Here is a 16,307-nt window from a genome sequence, read left to right as displayed (position 1 = left end):
GCCCCCGCCCGTCGTCCCGGCGTACGGCGCGGGCGGCCACGGCGGCACCGGCTGGGGGGTGCCGCTGACCACGGACGGCGGCGCCGCCAAGCCCAAGAAGTCCGGCAAGGGGGGCCTGGTCGCGGCGGTGCTGGCGGCGGCCCTGCTCGCCGGCGGCGTCGGCGGTGGCGTGGGCTACCAGCTCGCGAAGAACAACGGCACCTTCACCGGCTCCACCACGGTGAGCGCCGGTGACAGCCCCCGCGACCTCAAGCGCGAGCCCGGCTCCGTCGCGGGCCTGGCAGCCAAGGCTCTGCCGAGCGTCGTCACGATCAAGGCGCAGGCGGGCGACGGCGAGGGCGGCACCGGCACCGGCTTCGTCTACGACCAGCAGGGCCACATCCTCACGAACAACCACGTGGTCGCCTCCGCCGCCAACGGCGGCAAGCTGTCCGCGACGTTCTCCAACGGCAAGGAGTACGAGGCCGAGGTCATCGGCCGGGCCCAGGGCTACGACGTCGCCGTCCTCAAGCTCAAGAACCCGCCCGCCGGGCTCGCCCCGCTGCCGCTCGCGGACTCCGACAAGGTCGCGGTCGGCGACGCCACGATCGCCATCGGCGCCCCCTTCGGCCTGTCGAACACGGTCACGACCGGCATCGTCAGCGCCAAGAACCGCCCGGTCGCCTCGGGGGACGGCTCCGGCAGCAAGAACTCGTACATGAGCGCCCTGCAGACGGACGCCTCGATCAACCCGGGCAACTCCGGCGGCCCGCTCCTCGACGGCCGCGGCGCGGTGATCGGCATCAACTCCGCGATCCAGTCCGCGGGCAACGGCGGCTTCGGCGGCGGACAGGCCGGCTCCATCGGCCTCGGCTTCGCCATCCCGATCAACCAGGCGAAGAACGTCGCCGAGCAGCTGATCAAGACCGGCAAGCCGGTCTACCCGGTGCTGCTGGTCTCCATCGACCTCCAGGCCAAGGTGGACGGCGCCAAGATCTCCGAAGGCGGTGCGTCCGCCAACGAGCTGGTCGACCCCAACGGCCCGGCTGGCAAGGCGGGGCTGCGCCCCGGCGACGTGATCACCGAGTTCGGTGGCAAGCCGATCGACAGCGGCCCGACCCTGATCAGCGAGATCTGGACGTACAAGCCGGGTGACACCGTGAAGCTGACCTACCTGCGCGGGGGCAAGCCGACCACGGTCGACATCACGCTCGCCTCGCGGGTGGGCGACAAGTAGCGGCGGGCTGGCTCGATGGTGAGGGGCCGTAGGCGTGATTACGCCTACGGCCCCTCCCAACGTCCGCTTATGCTTCCGGTGTGTTCGATTCGCGGCATATACGGACCTTCCACGAGGTCGTGACCTCGGGGTCGTACTCCGCTGCCGCCCGGGTCCTGGGGTACACCCAGCCCGCGATCACCCAGCAGATGAAGGCCCTCGAACGGGCCGTCGGCACCCCGCTGTTCACCCGCGTCGGCCGCAAGATGCAGCTCACCGAGGCCGGGACCTCCCTGGCCCGGCACGCCGAGACGATCCTCGGTTCGCTGTCCGAGGCGCAGGCGCAGATGAAGGCCTACGCGAGGCTGAGGACCGGCCGGGTGCGGCTGTGCGGGTTCCCCAGCGCCAACGTCACCCTGGTCCCGGAGGCCCTGAGCGGGCTGGCCAAGCAGCATCCCGGGGTGCAGGTCGAGCTGCTGGAGTGCGAGCCGCCGGAGTCCTTGCACCGGCTCCAGCAGGGCGAGTGCGACATCACCCTCGCCTTCACCTATCCCGGCCTCCACGAGGAGGTCCCGGACGACGTCACCGAGGTCAGGCTGCTGGAGGACCAGCTGACCGTGCTGCTGCCGACCGGTCATCCGCTGGCCCGCCGGAGGGCCGTACAGCTCGCCGACCTCGCCGAGGAACGCTGGATCGCCGGCTGTCCCCGCTGCCGGGCGAACCTGCTGCACGAGTGCGCCGAGCTCGGGTTCGTCCCCGACATACGGTTCGCGACGGACGACAACCTGGTGGTGCAGAGCCTGGTCGCCCAGGGGCTGGGGGTGGCGATGATGCCGGCGCTGGTGCTGCCCTCGCTGTCGCTGACCCGGGTCTGCGGCCGGGCCCTGGAGCCGGCGGCGCGCCGGCACATCTCCGCGTACGTCTACCGCGACCACCTGCGCATCCCGGCGACGGCCGTGGTCCTGGCCCAGCTCCGGGAGGCGGCGTCCCGGCGGATCGGCTGCTGATCCTTCCGCGCGGACGTCGTGCGGCGGACCGCGCCTTCGCCCCAATCCATAAGCTGTCCTTGTAAGTTCAGGTCAATACTGTCGTTGGACGTGATGGATGGGCTGCCGGACGCTGCCCTTATGACCACTACGCTCCCGGATCGTTCCACGACCGCCCCGAGGCCCTCCCACGCGACGACGGCGGCCTCCGCCGCGACGGCCGAACCACGGACCACCGCGCGGCTGGGCGCCCTCGTCGAGGACATCCGTGCCGTGGTGGACCGGGGACTGCCCCCCGCCCTCACCGCCGAGCTGGTCGGGGAGTGTCTGGCACCGCACCTGGGCGCCGCCGATCTGCTCACGCCCGAGCAGCAGGAGGGCGACGCAGCCTGCTACCGGCAGCACGTGCTGCACGCCGAGCAGGACGGCAGCTTCTCCGTGGTCGCGCTGGTCTGGCTGCCCGGCCAGGAGACCTGTATCCACGACCACGTCTCCTGGTGTGTGGCAGGGGTCCACCAGGGCGAGGAGAGCGAGGTCCGCTACGCGCTCACCCCGAGCGCCGACCGGGCCCGGCTGCGGGCCGTCGCGCACGTGGTCAACCGACTCGGAGAGGTGGCGGGCTTCGCGCCGCCCGGTGACATCCACAAGGTGCGCAACTCCTGCGACACCACGGCGATATCGATCCACGTCTACGGCGCCGATGTCACGCGCCTGGGCAGCAGCATCCGCCGTATCTACAAGATGCCGGTCGACTGATGGCGCTCCTCAATCGCCCGCAGACCAAGCCGATCAGTCCTGTTTCACGTGAAACACCCACCTCCTGGCCGGGGTTGGCCATGGCCGCCGGTGGTGCGCTGCTGGCATGGGGGATACACCGGCTGGTCCCGGCCGTACCCATGCTGACCGCCTCGGTGGTCCTCGGCATCGGCGCCGCGCACCTGCCCCGGCTCCGTACCTTCGTACGCGGCACCGCCCGGCCGGGCCTGTCGCTGGCCGGGCGGCGGCTGATGCGGATCGGCATCGTGCTGCTCGGGCTGGGCCTGGGGCTGGAGGAGGTCCTGCGGCTCGGCTGGGCGACGGTGGCCATGGTCGTCGCGGTGGTGGCCGCGACCTTCTTCGGGACCCTGTGGCTCGGCCGCCGGCTCGGCCTGCGCGGGGACCAGCCGCTGCTGATCGCGACCGGCTACTCCATCTGCGGTGCGTCGGCGATCGGCGCGGTCAGCGAGGTCTCCGGCAGTGACGAGGAGGACGTGGCGGCCTCGGTCGCCCTGGTCACCCTGTGCGGGACCCTCGCCATCGCCGTACTCCCGCTGCTCCACGGCCCGCTGGGACTGACCGACCAGGGCTTCGGCCGGTGGGTCGGGGCGAGCGTGCACGACGTCGGCCAGGTCGTGGCCACGGCCCAGACCGCCGGCCCGGCGGCGCTCGGCGAAGCGGTCCTGGTCAAGCTCATGCGGGTGGCCCTGTTGGCGCCGCTCGTCGCGGCCGTGGCCTTCGCCCTGCGGGCCCGGCGGCGCGGGGACCGTACGGCCGCCGGGAAGCGCCCGGCGCCGGTGCCGCTGTTCGTGGCCGGATTCCTGGCGGCGGCCGCCCTCCGGGCGACCGGCCTGGTCCCGGAAGTGGCCCTGGACTGGGCGCACACGGCCCAGGAGGCTCTGCTGGCGGCGGCCCTGTTCGGCCTGGGCAGCGCCGTGCACCTGCCGACCCTGGCCCGCACGGGCGGCCGGGCCGCCCTGCTCGGCCTGAGCGCCTGGGTGGTCGTGGCCGGGGTGAGCTACGCCGGAGTCCTGCTGACGGTGTGAGCGCGGCGAAGTGTGAGCGCGGCGGGGTGAGGGGGGCGGCTGGGTGAGGGGTGGCCGGGCGAGGGGGCGGCCGGTCCGGGGGGACGGCCGGGCGGCGGTGCGGCCGGGTGCCCGGCGGGAACGGCCGGGGGCAGCGGGACGGCCGGTGCGGCGAGCGCCCGGCGTGAGCGGCCGGGGGCAGCGGGACGGCCGGGCGGCAGGTGCCCAGCCGGACGGCCTGGAGCAGCCGGACGGCCGGAGCAGCGGACGGCCAGGCGGCCGCTGCGGTCGGCCGGGGGTCCGGGGCCGGGCCGACCAGTGCGAAGTTGGCCAATCTGCACCGCAATCCAGCCGCAACCGACCGAACATTCTGACGGGGTCATGACACTCTCCGCGCCTCGTGCCACAGTGCCCCGGAGCGCACCCGCTCGGCACAGAACCGATCCGATCCGCACCGACAGCACTTCACCCCCACCCTGCCCGGGCCCAACCGGCCCAGGGCACGGCAGAAGGAGTCATGCGTGAATCGTCATCGCACGGCCGCGTCCGTCCTGCTGGCGGCAGGAGCCCTCGTCGCCGGCGTCCTCACCGCCGCCGCCCCCTCGGCCGCCGCGCCGGCCCCCGACGGCCAGGCGTCGTTCCGCCCGCAGCACAGCCAGGGCTTCTGGACCCCTGAGCGCATGCGCAGCGCCACCCCGCTGGACCTCACGGCCACCCCGGGCACGGGCGGCAGGGCCGTCGCCACCACCGGCGCGCCGGTCACCGTCGCCCCGACGGCGGCCGCTTCGCCGACGGCGGTCCCGGCGGCGGCCTCCGCCTCCCCCACCGCCTTCCCGCAGGCCGGCGGGGCGTGGACGGGCGGCGGCGCGGTGGTGCGGACCTCGGGCCGGGTCTTCTTCACCTTCGGCGACCGCACGGCGTCCTGCTCCGGCGACTCGATCAGCAGCGCCAACGGCAGCACGGTGATCACCGCCGGGCACTGCGTGAAGTACCAGGGCAACTGGCACACCAACTGGATCTTCGTGCCGGCGTACGCCAACGGCAACGCGCCCTACGGCCAGTGGCCGGCGACCAAGACCCTGGCCACCGACCAGTGGGCCGCGAGCGAGGACATGAACTTCGACGTGGGCTTCGCGGTCGTCGCGCCGCAGAACGGCAGGAAGCTCAGTGACGTCGTCGGCGCCCAGGGGATCACGTTCAACGGCGGCTACAGCAAGCGGATGTACGCCTTCGGCTTCCCGGCCGCGTCCCCGTACGACGGCACCAAGCTCGTCTACTGCAGCGGCAACAGCGGCAAGGACTTCCTCCTCACCAAGGACCACAGCCTCGGCTGCAACATGACCGGCGGCTCCAGCGGTGGCCCCTGGTTCCAGGACTTCAACGAGTCGACGGGCCTGGGCACCCAGGTCTCGGTGAACAGCTTCGGCTACACCTTCCTGCCGAACCGCATGTTCGGCCCGTACTTCGGCAACGAGGTCAAGGCCACCTACGACAAGGCCGTGACCTCCTGAGCCGGCAGGAACGCTCCCCCGCCCACCCGCCCGGCCCGGTACTCTGTACCGGCGAGGTGGGTTGCCCGAGCGGCCTAAGGGAACGGTCTTGAAAACCGTCGTGGCGCGAGTCACCGTGGGTTCAAATCCCACACCCACCGCCACAGCTCGTTCGACGTAGCTGCTCCGAAGGGGCGCCCCAGCAGCGGGGCGCCCCTTCGTCGTTCGTGCCGTCGGGGGTCGGGTCCTCGGTAGGGTGAGGGGCATGGGGGAAGAGATGCGTACGCTGCCGTGCCGGTCGTGCAAGAAGCCGTTGGTCCAGCGGTCGCGGTGGCGGCGGAAGCGTTACTGCGGGCCGTGGCACCGGGTGAAGTACACCGTGTCGAAGATCGTCGAACTGGTGATGGAGGCGGGCGCCGCCTAGGGCCCAGAGGCCGATCGGGTGGTGTTTGTCTGACGAACGGCGCGGGGGAGGGTGGCGCTCCGGTTGCGGTCGCATCATGACGAATGTATGCAGATCCGCCCGTCGGACTTCGCGATATGCGCGATGTACGCGATCTGAGGAGCATCGTCGTGAACCGTAGCCTTCGCCTCCTTCCGTCCTCCCTCTGGGCCGTCCTCGCCGGCGTCTTCGCGGTGCTGCTCGGACGGGTGCGCGCCCTCGGCGCGCAGGGGTTCCGGCGGACGGTCGCCGGCGGGACCGCGGCAACGGTCGCCGGCGGGACCACGGCCACGGCAGCGGCCATCGCCGCGTCCGCGCCGGGCGCCGGGGCGGGCACGGGCGCCGCCGCGAGTGCGGGGACCTCTTCCCGACGCGCCGCCGAGGCCGCAGGCGCGCCGGTCCGGCGGAGCTGGCGGCAGATGATGCGCGGCGGTGCGCTGCCGCCGACCCTCGCCCAGCGGATCCGGGCCGAGGCCCACGGGTCGTCGCCGTCCGTACGGCGTTCCACGACCGCCGCCGCCACCCTCGCCGACCGGGACGCGCTCGCGCTCGTCGCCTAGCGGTCCGGGGGAGCGTGAGCCCCGGCGGGCGCCGGGGGCGCGTAGGGGGCGCACTGCTTGGTACGACAAGGGCCGCAGGGCCGGGAGACGGTGGGGTTCCCGGACGGTGCGGCCCTTTTCGCGCGCCCGGAAAGCGCGTACGCCGTACAGGGCTTCGACCCTTGCGGGGACTGGCTTGGCCCGGTCCCCGGGCCTGTGAGCCGGGATGCCGTGGGTGCAATTGGGGTTTATCCGATGTTGCTCATACTTGCGGGGGAATCGAGGATCTAGGGGTGGTTCGCCGGGGATTCGGTGGGCAACTCTGGTCTCGCGACGTCGTGACCACGATCAACATCCGGTCGGCCAACCGGGTTGGTCCCACCCCCACTTCGGGTCCTATGGAGGATTCAGACATGGCAAGCATCCGTACCGCCCGCGTCATCGCAGCCGTCGCCGCTCTCCCGCTCGCCGCCGCCCTCTTCGGCGGAGTGGCCCAGGCCGACAACGGCGCGCTCGCGAACGACGGATCGAATGCGAGCGTCGCCAGCATCATCGGCAGCGGTGTCGGCGGGAACAACAACGGCAACTCGGCCACCACGCAGCAGGTCGCCACGGGCTCCGGCGCGTCGAACCAGAACAACAGCGCCCAGGTCAACGGTGCCGCCCTCACCGCGATCCAGCAGGGGAACGTGGCGGTGAACTTCCACCCCTGGTGGTAGTCCCCAAGCACTGAAGGCGCCCGTGCGACCGGACCGGCTGGGGTCCGGTAGCGCGGGCGCCTTCGCGCGCCCCGGGTCCCCGGCCCCCCGCCCCCTCCCTTGACATCCCTGCCAAATCTGACGGACAGTCAGATCGACGGACGACGATGTGAGCCGGGAGGCCCGTGCCGTGCACCTCGCCCCGACCGAAGGCCAGCTCCGGCTGCGCGCCGAACTACGTGCGTACTTCCGTACGTTGATGCCGGACGGACCACCCGCCGATCCGGCCGCGCAGCGCGCGCTGCTACGCCGCATCGGCGCCGACGGACTGCTCGGGATCGGCTGGCCGACCGAGTACGGCGGCCAGGGGCGCGGCGCGGACGAGCAGTTCGTGTTCTTCGACGAGGCCTACCGCGCGGGCGCCCCGGTCTCGATGGTCACCCTCAACACCGTCGGCCCGACCCTGATGAAGTACGGCACCGAGGAGCAGAAGGCCGCCTTCCTCCCCCGCATCCTCGCCGGTGAACTCGTCTTCGCCATCGGCTACTCCGAGCCGGAGGCCGGCACCGACCTCGCCGCGCTGCGCACCCGGGCCGCCCGCGAGCGCGACGGGAACTGGGTGGTCGACGGCCAGAAGATCTTCACCTCGAACGCCCAGAACGCCGACTGGATCTGGCTCGCCTGCCGCACCGACCCGGACGCCCCCAAGCACCGGGGCATCTCCATCATCCTGGTGCCCACCGACGATCCCGGCTTCTCCTGGACCCCGATCGAGACCGTCGGCGGCCTGACCACCACCGTCACCTACTACGACCGGGTCCGCGTCCCCGCGGGCAACCTGGTCGGCCCCGAACACGGCGGCTGGGGCCTGATCACCAACCAGCTCAACCACGAGCGCGTCGCCCTCGCCGCCATCGGCATGCAGGCCGAGGACTTCTACGACGCCGCCCTCGCCCACGCCACCACCCCCGACCCGGTGACCGGCGAGCGCCCGGCCGACCGCCCCTGGGTGCGGGCCCGGCTCGCCGAGGCGCATGCCCGGCTGGCCGCCGTACGGCTGCTCAACTGGCGCCTCGTCCAGGACGTCGGCGCGGGCACGCTCGCACCGGGCGACGCGAGCGGGGTGAAGTTCCTGGGCACCGAGTCCGCGATCGAGGTGTACCGGATCTGCCAGGAAGCGGTGGGTGAGGAGGCCCTCGTCCGGGGCCCGGCCGGATTCGCGGGCGGCGAGCTGGAGCGGATGAACCGGGCCGCGCAGATCAACACCTTCGGCGGTGGCGTCAGCGAGGTGCAGCGGGAGCTGGTCGCCACGATGCGGCTCGGGATGAAGGGGAGGAAGCGATGACCACCGCCGACCGGCCCGCGGCGACCCGCCCCGGCCCCCCGGCACAGCCGGGGCCCCACCCCGGCCCCCCGGCGCAGCCGGATCCCGCCGCCCCCGGCCCGGACGCCTTCCACCGCCGGCTCACCCGTTTCGTCGGGCAGCCGGCCGCCACCGCCGGCGTCGGCAAGGACCCGGTGAACGAGGCGATGATCCGCCACTGGTGCGAGGCCATGGGCGACGCGAACCCCGCCTACGCCGGGCCCGGCGCGATCGCCCCGCCGACGATGCTCCAGGCCTGGACGATGGGCGGGCTGTCCGGGCACAGCGCCCGCTCCGCCGCCTTCGAGGAGCTGCTCGGCCTGCTCGACGAGGCCGGCTGCACCTCCGTCGTGGCCACCGACTGCGAGCAGGAGTACCTGCGTCCGCTGCGCCCCGGGGACAGCGTCACGTTCGACGCCGTCATCGAGAGCGTCTCCCCCCGCAAGACCACCAAGCTGGGCACCGGCCACTTCGTGACCACCCGTACCGACGTCCGCGTCGACGGGGAGCTCGCCGGCACCCACCGCTTCCGCATCCTCAAGTACGCCCCCACCGCCCGCCGCACCGCCCCTCCGGGCCCGGCCGCCCGCCGCCCCCGCCCCGTGGTCAACCGCGACAACCAGGGCTTCTGGGACGGCGTCCGCGAGCACCGGCTGCTGATCCAGCGGTGCGCGTCCTGCCGGACGCTGCGCTTCCCCTGGCTGCCCGGCTGCAACCACTGCGCCTGCCTCGACTGGCACACCGTTGAGGCCTGCGGCACCGGCACGGTCTTCAGCTACGTCGTCGTGCACCACCCGCCGTTCCCCGCCTTCGACCCGCCCTACGCCGTCGCCCTGGTCGAACTGGCCGAGGGCGTCCGGATGATCAGCAACGTCATCGGCGTCCCGTACGACGAGGTCCGCATCGGGATGCCCGTGCGACTGGAGTTCCTGCGCGTCGACGAGGACCTCGAACTGCCCGTCTTCCGCGCCGCGGACGCCACCCCGGGGAGCCAGGCCTGATGGACTTCCGTCCCGCCGAGGAGCAGGCGGCCGCGGCCGGTCTGGCCGCCGAGATCTTCCGCGACCTCGCCACCCACCAACGGCTCGCCGCCGCCGGGACCGCCACCGACGCCGAGCTGTGGAAGGCCCTGACCGCCGCCGGCCTGCCCGCCGCCGTCCCGGACATCGGACTGCTCGGACTGGTCCTGGTGCTGGAGGAGCAGGGCCGCACCACCGCCCAGGTCCCCCTGGCCGCGACCTGCGTCTACGGCATCCACGCCGTGGCCGCGCACGGCAGCGCCGAGCAGCGCGCCCGCCTGCTGCCCGCCCTCGGCACCGGCGAGGCCGTGGCGACGGGGGCGTTCCCGGCCCGCGGCCCGGCCCGCGGCCCGGTCGGCGGCCGGGTGTCCGCCGGTCCCGACGGCCGGCTCACCGGCGTGCTGCCCGTCGTCCCCTGGCTGCGCGACGCCACACACGTGCTGGTCCCGGCCGGGGCCGGAACGCCGGGCCCCGCCCTGTGGCTCGTACGGACCGACACGGCCGGCGCGGCGGTGGAGCCGGTGCAGACCACCGCTCCCTGGGCGGCCGGCCGGCTCACCCTGACCGGCGCGGCGGCCGAACCGCTCGGCGGGCCCGGCGCGTACGACGCCGTGCTGGCCGCCGCGCGGACCGCGTTCGCCGGGCTCCAGGCGGGCGTCTGCGCCGGCTCGCTCGCCCGGGCCGTCGAGCACACCTGCTCCCGGGAGCAGTTCGGCAGGCCGCTCTCCACCAACCAGGGCGTCATGCTGCGCGCCGCCGACGCGTACATGGACACCGAGGCGATCCGGGTGACCACGTACGAGGCCGCCTGGCGGCTCGACGCGGGGCTGCCGGCCGAGGAGCACGCGCTGACGGCCGCATGGTGGGCCTCCGAGGCCGGCAAGCGGGTCGTCCACGCCGGACAGCACCTGCACGGCGGGACGGGGGCCGACCTCGACCATCCCGTCCACCGGCACTTCCTGTGGGGGCGCCAGCTGGACGCGTACCTGGGTTGCGGCAGCGAACTGCTGGCCGAGCTGGGCGACGTACTGGCCCGGAAGGAGCGCGCATGAACGTCGGCGACACGCTGCCGCCCCTGCAGATCCCGATCACCCGCACCCTAATCGTCGCGGGCGCGCTCGCCTCCCGCGACTACCAGGACGTCCACCACGACGCCGAGCTCGCCCGGGCCAAGGGCTCCCCCGACATCTTCATGAACATCCTGACCACCAACGGACTCGTCGGCCGCTACGTCACCGACCACCTCGGCCCCCGCGCCGTCCTGCGGAAGGTGGCGATCCGCCTCGGCGCCCCCAACTACCCCGGCGACACCATGACCCTCACCGGCACCGTCACCGCCCGCGCCGGGGACACCGTGGAGATCCGGATCACCGGCGCCAACGGCATCGGCCACCACGTGACCGGCACGGTCACCGCGCAGGTGCCCCGGGACGAGGAGGCCGCCCGATGAGCGTGCGCACCCGCGACGGGCTCGGCGGCCGGGCCGCCGTCGCCGGAATCGGCGCGACCGAGTTCTCCAAGGACTCCGGCCGCAGCGAGCTGACCCTCGCCGTCGAGGCCGTCCAGGCGGCCCTCGCCGACGCCGGGCTCACCCCGGCCGACGTCGACGGCCTGGTCACCTTCACCATGGACACCAGCCCCGAGATCACCGTCGCCCAGGCGGCCGGCATCGGCGAGCTGTCCTTCTTCTCCCGCGTCCACTACGGGGGCGGCGCGGCCTGCGCCACTGTCCAGCAGGCGGCCCTGGCCGTCGCCACCGGCGTCGCCGAGGTCGTCGTCTGCTACCGGGCGTTCAACGAGCGCTCCGGCCGCCGCTTCGGCTCGGGCGTGCAGCAGCGCGAGCCGTCGGCGGAGGGCGCGGCGCTGGGCTGGTCGCTGCCCTGGGGGCTGCTCACCCCGGCCTCGTGGGTGGCCATGGCCGCCCAGCGGTACCTGCACGCGTACGGACTGACGCCCGAGGCCTTCGGTCCGGTCGCGGTCACCGCCCGCAGGCACGCCGCGACCAACCCCGCCGCCTGGTTCCACGGCCGGCCCATCACCCTCGCCGACCACGCCGCCTCGCGCTGGATCGTCGAGCCGCTGCGCCTGCTCGACTGCTGCCAGGAGACCGACGGCGGCCAGGCCCTGGTGGTCACCACCACCGAACGCGCCCGCGACCTGCGCCACGCCCCCGCGGTGATCACGGCCGCCGCCCAGGGCGCGGGCCGCCGCCAGGAGGGCATGACCAGCTTCTACCGCGACGACCTGACCGGACTGCCCGAGATGGACGTGGTGGCCCGGCAGCTGTGGCGGACCTCGGGCCTGCGGCCCGGCGACATCGACGTCGGCATCCTCTACGACCACTTCACGCCGTTCGTGCTGATGCAGCTGGAGGAGTTCGGCTTCTGCGGGCCCGGCGAGGCCGCCGGTTTCGTCGCGGAGGACCGGCTCGCGCTCAACACCCACGGCGGGCAGCTCGGCGAGGCCTACCTGCACGGTATGAACGGCATCGCCGAGGCCGTACGGCAGCTGCGCGGCAGCGCGGTCAACCAGGTCGACGGCGCGGTGCACGCCCTGGTCACGGCCGGGACCGGAGTCCCCACCTCCGGGCTGGTCCTGAGCGCCGACGGGTAACCGGAACGAGGCCGCCTCCGCCTTTGGGTGGTCCGGCCAGCCCTACCCCTACGACCTGAGACGGACTTCGCTTCGGCACCTGGGGCCGATCCCCGGCGGAGCCCGGACTCCTAGCGTGGAGCTATGACCACGCCAGTGTGCACGCACGCCTCCGACCCGCTGCTGTACCCGTCGTTCTCGGCGTACGTACGGACCCGCGGGACGGTGCTCATGCGTACCGCACGCTCGCTCACCGCCAACCCCTGCGACGCCGAGGACCTGCTCCAGACCGCCCTGACCAAGACGTACGTCGCCTGGGACCGCATCCAGGACCAGCGCGCCCTCGACGGCTACGTCCGGCGGTGCCTGGTCAACACGCGCACCTCCCAGTGGCGCAAGCGCAAGGTGGACGAGTTCGTGTGCGGGGACATACCCGAGCCGGAAGCCGTGCCGGACACCGACCCGGCGGACGAGCAGGCGCTGCGCGACGCGATGTGGCGTGCGGTGACCCGGCTGCCCGAGCGGCAGCGGGCCATGGTGGTGCTCCGTTACTACGAGGACATGAGCGAGGCCCAGACCGCCGAGCTGCTCGGGGTCTCGGTCGGGACCGTCAAGAGCGCGGTCTCGCGCGCGCTGGGCAAGCTGCGCGAGGACCCCGAGCTCGGTCTCGCCTGCTGAGCGGCCGGCCACGGCCCGGCCGGCGCTGTCGGCACGGACAGAATTCCCCCGGCCGCATTTGAACTCCCGGGTAGTGACATGCCGAGCGGTATGCGCGCAGAATCGTCGGCAATTGCAGCTACCGCAGCTACGGCAGCGCCGGGCGGCGCCCTCGGGAGGACGCTTTGCTGAGCACCATGCAGGACGTACCACTGCTCGTCACCCGCATCCTGCAGCACGGGATGACGATCCACGGAAAGTCGCAGGTCACGACCTGGACCGGGGAGGCCGAGCCGCACCGCCGCAGCTTCGCCGAGGTCGGGGCCCGCGCGACGCAGCTGGCGCACGCCCTGCGCGACGAGCTCGGTGTCCAGCAGGACGACCGCGTCGCGACCCTCATGTGGAACAACGCCGAGCACGTCGAGGCGTACTTCGCGATCCCCTCGATGGGCGCGGTCCTGCACACGCTCAACCTGCGGCTGCCGCCCGAGCAGCTGGTCTTCATCGTCAACCACGCCGCCGACCGGGTGGTGCTGGTCAACGGCACCCTGCTGCCGCTGCTGGTCCCGCTGCTGCCGCACCTGTCCCCCGTCGAGCACGTGGTGGTCTCCGGACCCGGCGACCGCTCGGCCCTGGAGGAGCTCGCCGCCGAGCGGGGCGTCCGCGTCCACGACTACGAGACCCTGATCGCCGGCCGCCCGCGCACGTACGACTGGCCCGAGCTGGACGAACGCCAGGCCGCGGCCATGTGCTACACCTCCGGCACCACCGGCGACCCCAAGGGCGTCGTGTACTCCCACCGCTCGATCTACCTGCACTCCATGCAGGTCAACATGACCGAGTCGATGGGCCTGACCGACTGCGACACCAGCTTGATCGTGGTCCCGCAGTTCCACGTCAACGCCTGGGGCCTGCCGCACGCCACGTTCATGACCGGCGTCAACATGCTGATGCCGGACCGTTTCCTCCAGCCCGGCCCGCTCGCCGAGATGATCGAGCGCGAGCGGCCCACCCACGCGGCCGCCGTCCCCACCATCTGGCAGGGCCTGCTGGCCGAGGTCACCGCGAACCCCCGTGACCTGAGCTCCATGCAGCGCGTCACCATCGGCGGCTCGGCCTGCCCGCCCTCGCTGATGGAGGCCTACGACCGGCTGGGCGTGCGGCTCTGCCACGCCTGGGGCATGACCGAGACCTCCCCGCTGGGCACCATGGCGCACCCGCCGGCCGGGCTGAGCGCCGAGGAGGAGTGGCCGTACCGGATCACCCAGGGCCGCTTCCCGGCCGGTGTCGAGGCGCGGCTGGTCGGCCCCGGCGGCGACCTGCTGCCGTGGGACGGGACCTCGGCCGGTGAGCTGGAGGTGCGCGGCACCTGGATCGCGGGCGCGTACTACAACGGCCCCGACGCCGAGCCGCTGCGCCCCGAGGACAAGTTCAGCGCGGACGGCTGGCTCAAGACCGGCGACGTCGGCGTGATCAGCCCCGACGGCTACCTCACGCTGACGGACCGGGCCAAGGACGTCATCAAGTCCGGCGGCGAGTGGATCTCCAGCGTGGAGCTGGAGAACGCGCTGATGGCCCACCCCGAGGTCGCCGAGGCCGCCGTCGTCGCCGTCCCGGACGAGAAGTGGGGCGAGCGCCCGCTGGCCACCGTCGTCCTCAAGGAGGGCTCGAAGGCCGACTACGGGGCGCTGCGCGCGTTCCTCGGCCGGTCGGTCGCCAAGTGGCAGCTGCCGGAGCGCTGGGCGCTCGTGGAGGCGGTGCCGAAGACCAGCGTCGGCAAGTTCGACAAGAAGGTCATCCGCCGCCAGTACGCGGAGGGCGCGCTGGACGTGACCGCCCTCGACTGACGCCCGTTCCCGCCGCGGAACCGGCTCGGCCCTCAGCGTGCGGCCTCGGCTGTCGGCCCTCAGCCGCCGGCCCCGGCCCGCGGGCTGAGCCAGTTCCGCAGCAGGCGGCTGACCAGGGGCATCGCGACGTACGTCATCAGCGTGCTGAACACGGCCGCGAAGGCGGCGGTCCGCAGCACCACGTGCAGGTCGACCAGGAATGGCCCGAGCACCAGGTTTCCCGCCAGCGAGATCGGGAAGATCGCCAGCCCCGAGCTGATCGCCATCTTCCACCGCGGCGGCGCCGGCCGGGTCGTTCCGGGCTTGGCGAACCAGGTCTCCATCCCGTGCAGTTCGCGCCGCGCGATCTCGTGATGGTGGTGGCCCTCGCAGTCGGCGAAAAACCGCGCCCGCTCCGGGGAGCGCTGCCAGGTCTCGAACGCCGCCTGGTCGCGGAAGCGGTGCACGAGGAACCACGGCGCCCCCTCGGCCGCCGGGCGGAACAGCCCGTACCCCAGGTGGTCGGGGAAGCCGGCGGCGGTGTCGAGGATGCCGCGCGCCCACTTCTCGAAGGCCTCCTCGTAGCCCGGCTCGACCTGCCGGGCTATCAGGAGGGTCACCTCCCCGTCGTCGGCGGGGACGCTGCGCTCGGTGCGATCACTGGTGAGGGCCATCCGCCCAGAGTGGCTAATTCGTGCCGATCTTGGCCAGCAGGTCCACGATGCGGCCCTGCACCTCGGCGGTGGTGGACCGCTCCGACAGGTACAGCACGCTCTCGCCGGAACCCAGCCGCGGCAGGTCCCCGGCCGTGATCGAGTCTGCCGTGTAGACCACCAGCGGGGTCCGGTTGAGCTGCCCGCCCGCCCGCAGCCAGTCCACGATCCCGGCCCGCCGGCGGCGTACCTGCATGAGGTCCATGACCACCAGGTTCGGCCGGGTCCGGGTGGCCAGCTCCACCGCGTCGGTGTCCGCGCCCGCGCGGGCCACCTGCATGCCGCGCCGCTCCAGGGCCGCCGTCAGGGCGGCGGCGATCTCGTCCTTCTCCTCGATCAGCAGCACCCGCGACGGGTGCTGCTCGCTGTCGCGCGGCGCCAGCGCCTTGAGCAGCACGGCCGGGTCGGCGCCGTACGCCGCCTCGCGGGTGGCGTGCCCGAGCCCGGCCGTGACCAGGACGGGCACCTCCGCCGCCACCGCCGCCTGACGCAGCGACTGCAGCGCGGTACGGGTGATCGGGCCGGTCAGCGGGTCCACGAACAGCGCCGCGGGGAACGCGGCGATCTGCGCGTCCACCTCCTCGCGCGAGTGCACGATGACGGGGCGGTAGCCGCGCTCGCTGAGCGCCGCCTGGGTCTGGACGTCGGGCGCCGGCCACACCAGCAGACGGCGCGGGTTGTCCAGCGGCTCCGGCGGGAGTTCGTCGTCCAGCGGCTGCGGGACGGGCCGGTTGACCACCTCGACGGCGCCGCCGGGACCGTCCAGCGGCTCGGGCCCCTCGGCGGCCCCCGCCTCGGGCGCCCCTATGGCGAAGGCGCGGCCCTGCGGGGCGGGTTCGGCCAGCTTGCGGCGCCGGCCGGAACCGGTGGCCGGGGCGGCGCCCACCGCGTCGGGGTCCAGGGCGACGCCCTGGCCGAGCGTGCCGAGGGCGCGCACGCTGATGGGCTGCCCGGGGGCGTCCTGCGGCTGCCGGGCCCCCGGCAGCGCGACCTGCTCGGGCGCCGC

At 73.4% G+C, this 16,307-nt stretch carries 17 protein-coding genes and 1 tRNA gene; 16 read left to right on the top strand and 2 right to left on the bottom strand.

What is annotated here, in order from left to right; genetic code table 11:
• The 16 genes from LG632_RS24735 to LG632_RS24660 form a co-directional block, all read left to right on the top strand.
• On the top strand, positions 1 to 1,216 hold a 1,216-nt coding region (locus LG632_RS24735; RefSeq protein WP_226729753.1), incomplete at its 5' end, for a S1C family serine protease.
• Positions 1,217 to 1,296: 80 nt separating this feature from the next.
• Positions 1,297 to 2,202, top strand: a complete 906-nt coding sequence (locus tag LG632_RS24730; RefSeq protein ID WP_226729751.1) for a LysR family transcriptional regulator — start codon at positions 1,297 to 1,299, stop codon at positions 2,200 to 2,202.
• A 120-nt stretch (positions 2,203 to 2,322) separates the two neighbouring features.
• Entirely contained in the window at positions 2,323 to 2,937 is a 615-nt protein-coding gene (locus tag LG632_RS24725) for a cysteine dioxygenase family protein (RefSeq protein ID WP_226729749.1), read from the top strand.
• Positions 2,937 to 3,983, top strand: a complete 1,047-nt coding sequence (locus LG632_RS24720; RefSeq protein WP_226729747.1) for a YeiH family protein — start codon at positions 2,937 to 2,939, stop codon at positions 3,981 to 3,983. Before LG632_RS24725 ends, LG632_RS24720 begins: the two co-directional genes overlap by 1 nt.
• Positions 3,984 to 4,483: 500 nt before the next feature.
• Positions 4,484 to 5,473, top strand: coding sequence for a trypsin-like serine peptidase (locus LG632_RS24715; RefSeq protein WP_226729746.1), 990 nt, complete (start codon positions 4,484 to 4,486; stop codon positions 5,471 to 5,473).
• 55 nt (positions 5,474 to 5,528) lie between these two features.
• Positions 5,529 to 5,616 (top strand) — tRNA-Ser (locus tag LG632_RS24710).
• 101 nt (positions 5,617 to 5,717) lie between these two features.
• Complete coding sequence (locus tag LG632_RS24705; RefSeq protein WP_226729744.1) at positions 5,718 to 5,876, top strand: hypothetical protein; 159 nt, start codon at positions 5,718 to 5,720, stop codon at positions 5,874 to 5,876.
• Positions 5,877 to 6,025: 149 nt separating this feature from the next.
• Positions 6,026 to 6,454 (top strand): DUF6344 domain-containing protein, encoded by a 429-nt coding sequence (locus tag LG632_RS24700; protein WP_226729743.1) that lies wholly within the window; start codon positions 6,026 to 6,028, stop codon positions 6,452 to 6,454.
• A gap of 392 nt (positions 6,455 to 6,846) precedes the next feature.
• Positions 6,847 to 7,152 (top strand): hypothetical protein, encoded by a 306-nt coding sequence (locus LG632_RS24695; RefSeq protein WP_226729741.1) that lies wholly within the window; start codon positions 6,847 to 6,849, stop codon positions 7,150 to 7,152.
• Between the two features lie 169 nt (positions 7,153 to 7,321).
• Positions 7,322 to 8,476 carry an acyl-CoA dehydrogenase family protein gene (locus tag LG632_RS24690; protein ID WP_226729739.1) on the top strand — a complete coding sequence of 385 codons (1,155 nt, stop codon included), beginning with the start codon at positions 7,322 to 7,324 and terminating at the stop codon, positions 8,474 to 8,476.
• Positions 8,473 to 9,495 carry a bifunctional MaoC family dehydratase N-terminal/OB-fold nucleic acid binding domain-containing protein gene (locus tag LG632_RS24685; RefSeq protein WP_226729737.1) on the top strand — a complete coding sequence of 341 codons (1,023 nt, stop codon included), beginning with the start codon at positions 8,473 to 8,475 and terminating at the stop codon, positions 9,493 to 9,495. The genes LG632_RS24690 and LG632_RS24685 overlap by 4 nt, the downstream gene beginning before the upstream one ends.
• Positions 9,495 to 10,565 carry an acyl-CoA dehydrogenase family protein gene (locus tag LG632_RS24680; RefSeq protein ID WP_226729735.1) on the top strand — a complete coding sequence of 357 codons (1,071 nt, stop codon included), beginning with the start codon at positions 9,495 to 9,497 and terminating at the stop codon, positions 10,563 to 10,565. Before LG632_RS24685 ends, LG632_RS24680 begins: the two co-directional genes overlap by 1 nt.
• Positions 10,562 to 10,963 carry a MaoC family dehydratase gene (locus LG632_RS24675; protein WP_226729733.1) on the top strand — a complete coding sequence of 134 codons (402 nt, stop codon included), beginning with the start codon at positions 10,562 to 10,564 and terminating at the stop codon, positions 10,961 to 10,963. Before LG632_RS24680 ends, LG632_RS24675 begins: the two co-directional genes overlap by 4 nt.
• Entirely contained in the window at positions 10,960 to 12,126 is a 1,167-nt protein-coding gene (locus tag LG632_RS24670) for a lipid-transfer protein (RefSeq protein ID WP_226729731.1), read from the top strand. The genes LG632_RS24675 and LG632_RS24670 overlap by 4 nt, the downstream gene beginning before the upstream one ends.
• Positions 12,127 to 12,249: 123 nt before the next feature.
• Positions 12,250 to 12,783, top strand: coding sequence for a SigE family RNA polymerase sigma factor (locus tag LG632_RS24665; RefSeq protein WP_226729730.1), 534 nt, complete (start codon positions 12,250 to 12,252; stop codon positions 12,781 to 12,783).
• 164 nt (positions 12,784 to 12,947) lie between these two features.
• On the top strand, positions 12,948 to 14,609 hold the full coding sequence (locus LG632_RS24660) for a long-chain fatty acid--CoA ligase (RefSeq protein WP_226729729.1): 1,662 nt from the start codon (positions 12,948 to 12,950) through the stop codon (positions 14,607 to 14,609).
• A 59-nt stretch (positions 14,610 to 14,668) separates the two neighbouring features.
• Here the strand turns inward: LG632_RS24660 and LG632_RS24655 are convergent, their stop codons facing one another.
• Complete coding sequence (locus LG632_RS24655; RefSeq protein ID WP_226729727.1) at positions 14,669 to 15,262, bottom strand: antibiotic biosynthesis monooxygenase; 594 nt, start codon at positions 15,260 to 15,262, stop codon at positions 14,669 to 14,671.
• A 13-nt stretch (positions 15,263 to 15,275) separates the two neighbouring features.
• The coding region (locus LG632_RS24650) for a response regulator transcription factor (protein WP_508618718.1) at positions 15,276 to 16,307 on the bottom strand (1,032 nt) is incomplete at its 5' end.

Source organism: Streptomyces antimicrobicus (assembly GCF_020532625.1).
In the GTDB taxonomy this organism is placed as follows: Bacteria; Actinomycetota; Actinomycetes; order Streptomycetales; family Streptomycetaceae; genus Streptomyces; species Streptomyces antimicrobicus.
The sequence above is the reverse complement of the archived record's forward strand: the minus strand, read 5'-3'. Positions and strand labels throughout refer to the sequence as shown.